The organism is Flavobacterium restrictum, from assembly GCF_007097245.1.
Classification (GTDB): Bacteria; Bacteroidota; Bacteroidia; order Flavobacteriales; family Flavobacteriaceae; genus Flavobacterium; species Flavobacterium restrictum.
Genome location: NZ_VJZT01000024.1, coordinates 17,669 through 28,288 on the forward strand (window position 1 = coordinate 17,669; position 10,620 = coordinate 28,288).

10 protein-coding genes and 1 pseudogene are annotated in these 10,620 nt (G+C 35.7%); 6 read left to right on the top strand and 5 right to left on the bottom strand.

What is annotated here, in order from left to right; translation table 11 throughout:
- Window positions 1-85: 85 nt before the first annotated feature.
- The 6 genes from FNW21_RS15195 to FNW21_RS15220 all read left to right on the top strand — a co-directional run bounded on the left by FNW21_RS15195 (window position 86) and on the right by FNW21_RS15220 (window position 6,847).
- Entirely contained in the window at window positions 86-1,366 is a 1,281-nt protein-coding gene (locus tag FNW21_RS15195; RefSeq protein WP_144257605.1) for a HupE/UreJ family protein, read from the top strand.
- A 265-nt stretch (window positions 1,367-1,631) separates the two neighbouring features.
- Window positions 1,632-3,086, top strand: coding sequence for a DUF3500 domain-containing protein (locus FNW21_RS15200; protein ID WP_144257606.1), 1,455 nt, complete (start codon window positions 1,632-1,634; stop codon window positions 3,084-3,086).
- Window positions 3,087-3,092: 6 nt separating this feature from the next.
- Window positions 3,093-4,388, top strand: coding sequence for a HupE/UreJ family protein (locus FNW21_RS15205; RefSeq protein ID WP_144257607.1), 1,296 nt, complete (start codon window positions 3,093-3,095; stop codon window positions 4,386-4,388).
- Between the two features lie 405 nt (window positions 4,389-4,793).
- The gene (locus FNW21_RS15210) at window positions 4,794-5,522 is read left to right on the top strand and encodes a dioxygenase family protein (protein WP_144257608.1); all 729 of its coding nucleotides are present in this window, start codon (window positions 4,794-4,796) and stop codon (window positions 5,520-5,522) included.
- A 19-nt stretch (window positions 5,523-5,541) separates the two neighbouring features.
- Window positions 5,542-6,234: a pirin family protein gene (locus FNW21_RS15215; RefSeq protein ID WP_144257609.1), complete on the top strand. Its 693-nt coding sequence runs from the start codon at window positions 5,542-5,544 to the stop codon at window positions 6,232-6,234.
- A gap of 31 nt (window positions 6,235-6,265) precedes the next feature.
- Complete coding sequence (locus FNW21_RS15220; RefSeq protein ID WP_144257610.1) at window positions 6,266-6,847, top strand: dioxygenase family protein; 582 nt, start codon at window positions 6,266-6,268, stop codon at window positions 6,845-6,847.
- A gap of 370 nt (window positions 6,848-7,217) precedes the next feature.
- On the opposite strand, the gene FNW21_RS15225 is transcribed toward FNW21_RS15220, so the two are convergent.
- The 5 genes and pseudogenes from FNW21_RS15225 to FNW21_RS15245 all read right to left on the bottom strand — a co-directional run bounded on the left by FNW21_RS15225 (window position 7,218) and on the right by FNW21_RS15245 (window position 10,334).
- On the bottom strand, window positions 7,218-7,847 hold the full coding sequence (locus FNW21_RS15225) for a hypothetical protein (RefSeq protein WP_144257611.1): 630 nt from the start codon (window positions 7,845-7,847) through the stop codon (window positions 7,218-7,220).
- A gap of 13 nt (window positions 7,848-7,860) precedes the next feature.
- Complete coding sequence (locus tag FNW21_RS15230; protein ID WP_144257612.1) at window positions 7,861-8,481, bottom strand: hypothetical protein; 621 nt, start codon at window positions 8,479-8,481, stop codon at window positions 7,861-7,863.
- A 302-nt stretch (window positions 8,482-8,783) separates the two neighbouring features.
- Window positions 8,784-8,982: pseudogene (locus tag FNW21_RS16785) on the bottom strand (RHS repeat-associated core domain-containing protein); the annotation flags it as partial.
- Between the two features lie 227 nt (window positions 8,983-9,209).
- On the bottom strand, window positions 9,210-9,608 hold the full coding sequence (locus FNW21_RS15240) for a hypothetical protein (RefSeq protein ID WP_144257613.1): 399 nt from the start codon (window positions 9,606-9,608) through the stop codon (window positions 9,210-9,212).
- A gap of 9 nt (window positions 9,609-9,617) precedes the next feature.
- On the bottom strand, window positions 9,618-10,334 hold the full coding sequence (locus FNW21_RS15245; RefSeq protein ID WP_144257614.1) for a T6SS effector amidase Tae4 family protein: 717 nt from the start codon (window positions 10,332-10,334) through the stop codon (window positions 9,618-9,620).
- Window positions 10,335-10,620 lie beyond the last annotated feature (286 nt).

Genomic DNA, 10,620 nt, shown 5'->3' on the forward strand with positions numbered 1-10,620 from the left:
TTAATTAAAACTGTACTAATTAGTAGCCCCTTATCCTATCATTGGGTAAGGGGTTACTAAAATTATAAACTAAAATTTTTCATTTATGAACAAGCTTCTTTTTACATTGTTATTCTTGTTTACCAGTTTTGGTGTATTTGCACACCCAATGCCTAACACTACGGTAAGCCTTTCTGTAATGGAAAATAGTGTGGTTGGCGAGGCTAAAATGTCGCTATCCGATTTAGAAGCAGCAATGAAGATAGCTTTAGATGAAAACCACACCGTAAACACCCCATTTTTTAAGGATTATTTCCGCCAGCATATAAAAGCGTATAGCGGAAAGAATGTATGGGAAACTTCTATTGATAGCATTTATGCAACTACTGAATTTGATACGAACGTAGGAAAATATCGAGAAGTTATTGTTTGGTTTAAAATGGTACCCCCACAGAAAAAAAGTGTTAGGAATTTTGTATTTAACTATGATGCAATTATACATCAGGTTGTAACGCATAGCATACTCGTATTTTTGAAAAACGATTGGAAGAATGGTATCCGTAGCGAAGATGGAGGTATCCCTTTGGGTACTATCTACACCAATTTTCAAATAGGGGCAGGAAAGTATGAACCGCTTGAGGTGAACCTCGAAGATGGAAGTTACTGGACAGGTTTTAAGGGAATATTTGCTTTAGGAATGGAACATATTAAGGAAGGAACGGATCATTTATTGTTTCTATTGGTATTGTTATTACCCGCTCCTCTTGTAGTAAATAAAAAAAAATGGGGACGTTTTGGGGGCATTAAATATAGTGTTATAAAGTTGTTAAAAGTGATTACCGCTTTTACAATTGGTCATTCCATTACATTGCTGATTGGTGCATTAGGCTGGTTTCATTTGCCTACGCAACCCGTCGAAATTTTGATTGCAGTTTCTATTTTAGTTTCGGCTGTTCACGCCATTCGTCCTGTTTTTGCTGGAAAAGAAATGTATGTTGCAGCAGGATTTGGATTAGTACACGGTTTGGCATTTGCCACTGTTCTTTCGAATTTGAATTTAGATACAAGCACAATGGTTTTGAGTATTTTGGGTTTCAATATTGGAATCGAAGTGATGCAGCTTTTTGTAATTGCAATAACAATTCCTTGGTTTGTTATAATGAGTAAAACTAATTATTTTGTAGCTATAAAAAATGGTTTTGCCATCTTGGTTGCTTTTATAGCAGTGGGTTGGATTGTGCAAAGAATTACCGGAAACAATAATTTTATAACCATAGCTGCAGAAAAACTATTTGGTCCTATTCCTTGGTTAATTCTCGGATTAAGCATTTTATCGATAACACTTTATGTATATACAAAATTTAAGAAGTTCGAAGTTATAAAGTAATAAATGAAAAAAACACCTACTAATCTAAAATCAAATACACATTAGCATACTAACGAAGCAGGTATTTTTAATAGGGATAAATTCAATATTTGTGACGTAGCGTATATAACAGTATTTATAAATTGAATTAAAACCAGTATAATTCGTTCGTTTTTTTTTTTAATTTTAAGGATTTTACCGCTCAAAAATACTCATTTACCTCATTTTATTCCAATCATTAAAATAATTATTAACTTTAATTATTTAATTTTAATCAATAGCTATTATGAATACAATTACTCAAAAAGACATTAAATTGCCTGAAAACAAAGCTTTAGTAAACTTGTTTGCTATAATTTCATTGGCGATAGTAGGAACAATTTTGGCAAAAACAACTGATTTTTCTACCCTAAATTTAAATCCTTTTAACAAAACACCTCAAAATGCAAGTGCATTATTTGGAAACAAAAAGGCAAGTTCAGTAGCCTCTGTTTCGGATGTGGCTACAGCGGCCTTGGCATTCAAAGCCACCTTAACTACAACACAACAAGCTACATTAGAGCAAACGTATACTACTACATTAGCCAGAAAATGGTCCAATTTACCTTGTGGTTCATCTTGTAGAAATGGTGTTCGATTTGCAGATTTAACTTCTGCCCAATTAACATCGGCATTAGCGGTAGTACAAGCTGCATTGGGAACAGGGACTAATAATGGATATGATGAATTTGAATCTATTAGAATTGCCGAGGATTATTTGAATGCCAATGGTGGCGGAAGCGGTTATACGTCTGGATTGCGTTGGATGTGTTTTTTAGGAACTCCATCAGCAACAGGAACTTGGATGTTACAATTTGGCGGGCATCATTATGCTGCCAATATTGCTTTTAAAAACGGACACGTGATTGGTGCTACACCACTTTTTGTAGCTTTAGAACCCGCAACATTTACCTACAACAGTGTATATTATGCCCCAATGGAAGATGAAAGAACGGCTTTTAGAAATATGTTAGCCTCTTTATCTTCAACACAATTTGCAACTGCAAAATTAACAACAACTTTTAGTGATTGTTTAATGAGTCCAGGCGAAAGTAACGGTAATACAAACACAATGCCTACCACAAAGCAAGGGTTAATTTGTAGCGGATTGTCAACAACGCAGCAAAATTTAGTTATTGCTGCTATGCAAACTTATGTTCAAGATCTGGATGCAACAACGGCCGCTTCATTAATGGCATTATACACAAGCGAATTAAGTACTACTTATGTTGCTTTTACAGGAAGTGCAACTGTAGGAAGTGCAAGCACATTTTTAGCTTCAAATTCTAATTATGTCCGAATAGATGGGCCACACGTTTGGATAGAATTTGCTTGTCAAACTGGAGTTGTTTTCCCAAGTCAAATACATTACCACTCGGTTTGGAGAGATCACGTTAGCGATTATGGTGTAGATTTGGCAGGTTCTTCCATTGACAATTTAAGTGTAAATGATGTAAGTTTAGTGTCAAAAATAAAAATATATCCAAATCCTACAACTGATGTTTTGAGCATATCAAACGAAAGTAGTTTTACCAATGCAAATTTTTCTATTACAGATATAACAGGAAGAACTATTTTAAAAAAATCTGCTGTTTCAGGAACTTCGGCAAACATTAATGTAGCTTCACTTTCCAAGGGAACTTATATCGTCAAAATTGAAGATGAAGGCAAATCGATGACTTCCAAATTTATTAAAAAATAAATTTTTATGATTAAATTTTTATTCAATAACACTAAATCTATATTTTTAGGTTTAGTGTTATTCTCTTTTATGTCGGTTTTGGCTCATCCAATGCCAAACTCGATAATTGCTCTTAACGTACATTCAAAATCAATACGTTGCGAATTACAACTTCCTTTAAAAGAATTACAATTTGCCGTTCCGTTTGATGTAACAAAAAACACCAATGATTTACTAAAAAATCACGAGCAAGATTTGTCCAAATACATACTTTCACACTTTACCATTACAGGAAACAATGGCAAAAAATGGAATATGGAAATTGCAAAAATGAAAATTTCAAGAAGCGAACAAGAAGCAACCGGTAAATACGAAGAATTAATAATTTACCTAACAATAAATCCCAAAAGCATCCAAAATGTTAGAAAATTTACCATAAATTATGATGCAATAATTCATCAAGTAGTAACCCACAGAATATTAGTAACCATAAAGCAAGATTGGGAAAACGGACAAATTGGCGAAAACAATTCCGAAATTGGAATAATAAGCATAGATCTAAATACCAACACAGTTTTGCCCTTCAAGGTTAATCTTGCAAAAGGTTCGTCTTGGAAAGGATTTAAAAGTATGGTAAGTTTAGGAATGAAACACATTTCGGAAGGAACAGACCATTTGCTTTTTTTGTTGGTATTGCTGCTATCAGCACCATTAGTAACAGATGGTAAAAAATGGATTGGTTCGGGCGGAACAAAATATTCATTAATCAGAATTCTAAAAATTGCAACTGCATTCACAATTGGTCATTCCATCACATTAATTATGGGTTCCTTTGGATTGATAAACGCAAATGCAAAGCTAGTAGAACTGTTTATTGCATTATCTATTTTGTTTACAGCTGTTCACGCTATAAAACCCATCTTTGCCAACAAGGAAATATACATTGCATCCGTATTTGGACTCCTACACGGATTGGCTTTTGCAACAATATTGACCGACTTAAATTTAGAAACCAATAAATTAGTTTTAAGTCTATTAGGTTTTAATATCGGAATAGAATTAATGCAACTATTTGTCATACTACTTGTAATGCCTTGGCTCTTACTTTTAAGTTCTTATAAAGTGTACAACTGGGTACGAATTATAGGAGCATTATTGGCAGGAATAATTTCAATAAGCTGGTTACTAGAACGATATACAGAAAAATCAAATTTTATATCCATTTATTTACAAAATAGTGCTCAATATTCTATTTGGATTGTTTTTATTTTGGCTTGTTTTACTATTCTCTATATTTCAACCAGAAAAGTATTAAAAAAGTAGAGCTTATTTTTAAGAATGCTATTTCCCTCTTTGCTGGGCAAGCATTAATAAACACTAGCCTTGTAATACCTTATACTCGCACCGTCAGGGGTTTCAATATTGGCATCGAAGCCATGCAAATTTTTGTATTAATTCTAATTGTTCCGTGGATAATAGTGTTGATTCAAACGGTTGTTAATGGTATTCTCGGTTACTTTAGTCCGGTTAGACAGGACTAACCACATTGACATGGATTACTGAACGACTTTCTAAAAATACAATAATAGTAGCCTTTTAATTCAAAAAACAATTGGTTTTTTACCATGAGGAATTTTAGTATTAGCACTTTTTGCTCTAGCTATTTTTGCTTTGGAACATAAAAAAAACAGTATAAATCAGTCTTCGGACATTTTAAATTAAATCATAATGGAAAGAAAACAATTTTTAAGAGGTTTAGGATTAGTAGGTTTGGGATCATTGGCAATACCCTTATTTAATTCTTGTGGAGGCGATGACGACGCTACCGCTACTACTACAACCAATTCGTCAACATCAGGCACTTGCTCCATTACAGCATCCGAAACCGCTGGGCCATTTCCTACCATAACACCTTCCACATTGGTAAAAACCGATATTAGTAGTGATCGAACTGGAGTTGCATTTGCCATAAACATTACTGTAAAAAATACCAATGCTAGTTGTGCCGCACTAAAAGGAGCTATCGTCGATATTTGGCATTGCGATAAGGATGGATACTACTCGGAATATGGAGGAACAGCCATGCAAACCGCTAATTTTACGACCGTGCATTTCCTGCGAGGACGACAAACAACGGATGCTAATGGGTTGGTCACCTTTACTTCTATTTTTCCAGGATGGTATAGCGGAAGAGCCACACACATTCACGTCCATGTATACAATGCAGCGGGAACCTCGTTGTTAGTCACGCAAATTGCCTTTCCCGAAGCTACTAATAGCGCTGTAGTTTTGGTCAACTTATCGACTGCCAATGGCTATAGTAAAGGAATGTCGGGCTATACGTATAATACATCGGATAACGTATTTTCGGATTCGGTTGCCAATGAATTAGCGACTGTAACTGGGAGCGTTGCCGCTGGATATGTATTGACACATACTATAAATGTTGCTGTATAATTGGGTAAAATAGTTCAAAATGGCACAACAAGATTTCGCCCAAATTTATAAATCAGAGGTTCGAGGAGTAACTGCAACCGAGAATTTCAAGCGGTGGACCACTTTTAATTTTGAGGAATACCAAGAGGTTTCTAGAAAACCTTTTGGTGCTTTGCGAGTTTTCAATGAGGAAGTACTGGCACCCAATCAACGGATGAAAATCAATGTAGCATCAGGAATGCAGTTGCTTGTTCTACCACTCTTTGGCGGAGTCGATTACACGGACAATTTGGGCAACAAACAGTTTATCAGGGTGGAACAAATTGGGGCTGTTCTTGCCCAACAAGCCATGACAATTGAGCTTTGCAATTCCTACGAAAAGGAACAAGTGAGTTATTTACAAATTTGGCTTTCTGGAGATGTGACGGTTTCAAAAAGTAGTTATACCGAGTTTAATTTTGGTTTTACCCAAAAAAATAGTTTGATTTCTATTTTCGAAAGTTCAATTGCCACTGGTTTTATAGGGATTTATGACGGACGGAAAGAAGGAATTTACACACTCAAAAACCCTTCAAACGGGGCTTTTGTGTTTGTAATCAACGGGGCTTTTGAAGTCGAAAATAGATTGCTCGAATCCAAAGACGGCTTGCGTTTGCAGGGAATACCAACAGTAGCTTGGGAAGCATTATCAAATGATGCTGTTTTGCTAATTTTTGAAATTTCGTTAATTTAAAATCAATTTATAAATTTTAATACATGTCATTATGGAAAGAAAAGATTTTTTAAAAAACAGTCTGGGTTTTCTTGGAGTAGCCCTTGTAGCTCCATCGCTTATGAAAGCAAAAACTCCTCAAAAAACAACTAGTGCGCTAAACAACGCTTTAGCATGTAGCAGTACAGCCGCCGAAACAGCTGGTCCATTTCCTACTATTACGCCGTCCTCGTTAATCAAAACAAACATTGTTAGTGATCGTACAGGTGTGGCTTTTACAATCAACATTTCGATTATAAATATTAATGCGAATTGTGCTCCACTTGAAGGGGCAATAGTAGATATTTGGCATTGTGATAAGGATGGATATTATTCCGAATATGGAGGAACTTCTATGCAAACGGTTAATTATACAACGGTTCATTTCTTGAGAGGACGTCAAACAACAGCCGCAAATGGATTGGTTAGCTTTACTTCTATTTTCCCAGGGTGGTATACCAGTAGAGCGACTCACATTCATGTTCATGTTTATAATGCAGCGGGTACCTCGTTGCTAGTGACTCAAATTGCCTTTCCTGAAGGATCGACAAGTGCCGTTGCATTAGTAAACGCTCGCTCGTACCCACAAACTTAATCCTTTTGTTTTATTTCTTAAACCAAAAACTACAACTTTTTTAGGGTTGTAGCTTGTTTTGTTTGCTTGTGTTTGTGGGCACGAGTTTGAAACTCGCGCTAGCCCAATGATACCTAATGCTCGGACTAGCGGGGCCTCCGGCTCGTACCCACAAACATAATCCTTTTGTTTTATTGTTAAAACAAAAAACTACAACTTTTTTAGGGTTGTAGCTTGTTTTGTTTGCTTGTGTTTGTGGGCACGAGTTTGAAACTCGCGCTAGCCCAATGATACCTAATGCTCGGACTAGCGGGGAGATTGCCCTGAAGCTATAAACTCGTTATGTGCCCTACCATATAGATAATTGTCTTTAATCGCAAAATTAGCAGGGCTACAAATAACTTAAGAAGCTGTTTTTTTGTAAGATAACTTCATAAGGGTCGTGATTAATAATATAAATATTTTTGTTGATATCAATTCCTAAAAAATCACCATCTTCAAAATCCTTAATGTGGTAATACGTTTTGTTATCAAGTATGACTTCATAAACATCCGATTTATTTATCTTTGAAATTTCTTCATTTGTAAATATGTGTTTTATTTTATTAAACTCATCTTCTCCTTTTAGTATTTTAATTTGATTTGTAACATTTATTTTATTCAAATCCGGCATGAAATTTTTTGGAGTTAACATTGTATAACCAAAAATTAACCCGTTATCACACTCAACACTAAATGGAATAAATGATTTTGATGTTATATCAAAAACTGATAAACCTCCAATTTCAAAATAATTCTCTAGCTTCTTTTCATATTCATTAAGCAATTTAACATTTAAACCAAAACTTAAATAATCTGGAAATTGTTTATAAAGTCTGACTGATTTTATAATCCCTCTTGTAATTTGTTCTTCAAATTTTTCATAATCCCTTCCTAATAATTTGAAAGTGTTTAGCATCAAATCAACTTCCCAATCGTTTAATTGAGACCTGCTTTTTTTCTTAAAAAATAAATTAAACATAAAATTGTGTTTTTTATTGTGGAAATTTTGTAAACCAATTATATTCTCCAAACCAGCCAACTTCATCTTTAAAGCCTGCTCTTAAAAATTTAAATCTATAAGAGTCAATTAATGAATGTTGAACTGTATTCAGCTTCCATACGTTAACTGGATTATTAACTAACCAATTAGGCATGTTATATGCTTTTTGCATTCGTTGAGTGATAAATGTATGACTAAACTCTGTACTTATTCTTTGGGTAACTTTTACCCCTTCCCTATTTGTTGTTGCAATTTTAGCCAATGTTTCCGTGCCTCCTTTTGAATTTTTATATGCTTTAAAAGACATTCCTGCATCAGATGTAATTCCTTTATAAGAAGCAAATCCACCCAATGCTATTGTCGATATATCTGCATAAGTAGCTACTCTATCGGCAGTATCGTAACTTGCACCAGCATATACGGCAGTGGCTCTTACTCCTTTGTGTAGCAAGGTATTTTGGCTTTCGCCAGTCCATAATTGCATCGCTCCCGCAGAGGCATTATCGACACCATTCATAGCAACAGCATAACCTAATACTGCACCAACTCCAGTTTCAGCCGTTGCTACACCTCCAACTCCTCCACCTATGGTTTCAATAGCTCCGCCAGTCATTTGTAATGCCCCCACAACTCTTGTTCCTACCCTAGACCAATCAACTGTGTACCAATGACTAGAAGAACTATTTATTGAGCTATTGCTTCCTCCACTACTAGCACTAGCGCCTAATTATGGAAGTCTATTAGATTTTTCCATATAGCCATTGACATAGCTAGTAATCCCTATAGAAGCTGCTACCGAGCCAATACTAGTAATAGCACTAGAGTTCCATTTCAAGGGGTTGGCTTCGCCACCACTAGCTACTGCACCGTGTACATAAGCGGCAAAAATCCAAGCAAAAACATCAAAAAGAGAATCCCCACTTGGGTCTGTGTACTTGAGTGGGTTGTTAAGAACGTAGCTGTAACGGTTGTAATTCTAGGTGTTAAATGGGTCTTGTATGTTGTTGTCAGGCTGTAGGAATCTATGCAACTTGGGGTCATACAAGCGTGCATTCATGTCAATCAAACCTACGCTTTGTAAGTGCTCGTGACCTGTGTAGCCTCGGTCTAAAAGAATCCCCCCAGCCCCCGAAGGGGGAGTTGTAGCCCCCTCGCTAGTGCGAGCGTCTCGCTCGTACCCACAAACATAATCCTTTTGTTTTATTTCTTAAACCAAAAACTACAACTTTTTTAGGGTTGTAGCTTGTTTTGTTTGCTTGTGTTTGTGGGCACGAGTTTGAAACTCGCGCTAGCCCAGTGTTACCTAATGCTCGGACTAGCGGGGGTTTGCCCTGTTGTCTGTCATCGTTTATTTTTTTTAAACTTATCATTCAATATTATCTCTTGTTGTCTTACAGAATCAATGAATTTTTTTAATTCTTTACTATTGTAAAAATCTAAACATTTCATTAGATACAAGTTATTATTTGAGTCGTATGATTTATATTCTTTTTTAACCCAATTATCTATCATTTTTCTATAATTTTCATTACCAAAAATGTATTCCTCATTTAAGTTTATTATTTGAACATAATTTGAACCATCTTTATATTTAACTGATTCATTTTTTGTTGCCTCATAATAACAATCACAAAATGCCTGATTTTTAATTTTAACAAGTTCTCCTTCTAACTTGTTGTCTTTTGTTTGAGCTGAACAATTAGTTAAACAAATTGCTAATAATATATAAACAATTTTCATATCTGTTTTTTATTTTGATGAGTAAAATGTAGTAGAGCATTGATTGTAAAAGTGAGAGCCGGCTCTACCTCCATATAGTACATCTACGTGTCCAGTAGCATCACTCCAACCACATTTTTTTTGAATAATAATTGAACTCTGTATTTGCATTCCTAAACTTGCTTGTGTAAAATTATATGTGTTTGAGAGATATACTTGAATTTTATCAACCTTATAAAAATAATTCAATTTATTGGCTCCTCTAAAAGTACCACTGGTTTTAGGAATTGTGTATCCTGCCTTGTTTAAAGCATAACTTAATCTAAGAGAACAAGTATTTGCATATGCTGGATTAGCATTCCCACTACTATCATATCCGTTACTTAAATAATCTTTATAGATATCTCCTCCAATATTTTTATAAACATCATCTCTCTGAACAAAATTTGGATTTGAATGATCTCCAGAAGGGTAAGCATCGTATATTTTTTTGATATCGTCCTCCGTTAAGGTGGTTTTATTATTCATCGAGTGCAACACCCCATTCAACCCAGCTACAATTCCACCAGTCACCGCACCTTGCCAAAAGTTGCCTCCAGTAAGCTCGGCACCCACACCACCGCTTAATGCTCCAAAACCAATTGCTCCAATATTGCTATTGCCTACCGTATTGCTCCAAGCTGCACCTCCTAAATGCCCTAAAAATCCTGCTGCTGCTCCGCTAAAAAACTTACCGCCTTGCATCATCGAGAGTGCCCCCAGCCGTCGCGAGCATTAGGTATCATTGGGCTAGTGCGATGCCTCGGGCTCGTACCCACAAACTTAATCCTTTTGTTTTATTTCTTAAACCAAAAACTACAACTTTTTTAGGGTTGTAGCTTGTTTTGTTTGCTTGTGTTTGTGGGCACGAGTTTGAAACTCGCGCTAGCCCAATGATACCTAATGCTCGGACTAGCGGGGGAGTTGTAGCCCCCTCGCTAGTGCGAGCGTCTCGCTCGTACCCACAAACATAATCCTTTTGTTTTATTTCTTA

Bases quoted from the DNA above. Each gene is read 5' to 3' on its own strand.
- FNW21_RS15195 (WP_144257605.1), top strand. From the start codon at position 86: ATGAACAAGCTTCTTTTTACATTGTTATTCTTGTTTACCAGTTTTGGT.
- FNW21_RS15200 (WP_144257606.1), top strand. From the start codon at position 1,632: ATGAATACAATTACTCAAAAAGACATTAAATTGCCTGAAAACAAAGCT.
- FNW21_RS15205 (WP_144257607.1), top strand. From the start codon at position 3,093: ATGATTAAATTTTTATTCAATAACACTAAATCTATATTTTTAGGTTTA.
- FNW21_RS15210 (WP_144257608.1), top strand. From the start codon at position 4,794: ATGGAAAGAAAACAATTTTTAAGAGGTTTAGGATTAGTAGGTTTGGGA.
- FNW21_RS15215 (WP_144257609.1), top strand. From the start codon at position 5,542: ATGGCACAACAAGATTTCGCCCAAATTTATAAATCAGAGGTTCGAGGA.
- FNW21_RS15220 (WP_144257610.1), top strand. From the start codon at position 6,266: ATGGAAAGAAAAGATTTTTTAAAAAACAGTCTGGGTTTTCTTGGAGTA.
- FNW21_RS15225 (WP_144257611.1), bottom strand. From the start codon at position 7,847: ATGTTTAATTTATTTTTTAAGAAAAAAAGCAGGTCTCAATTAAACGAT.
- FNW21_RS15230 (WP_144257612.1), bottom strand. From the start codon at position 8,481: ATGACTGGCGGAGCTATTGAAACCATAGGTGGAGGAGTTGGAGGTGTA.
- FNW21_RS15240 (WP_144257613.1), bottom strand. From the start codon at position 9,608: ATGAAAATTGTTTATATATTATTAGCAATTTGTTTAACTAATTGTTCA.
- FNW21_RS15245 (WP_144257614.1), bottom strand. From the start codon at position 10,334: ATGATGCAAGGCGGTAAGTTTTTTAGCGGAGCAGCAGCAGGATTTTTA.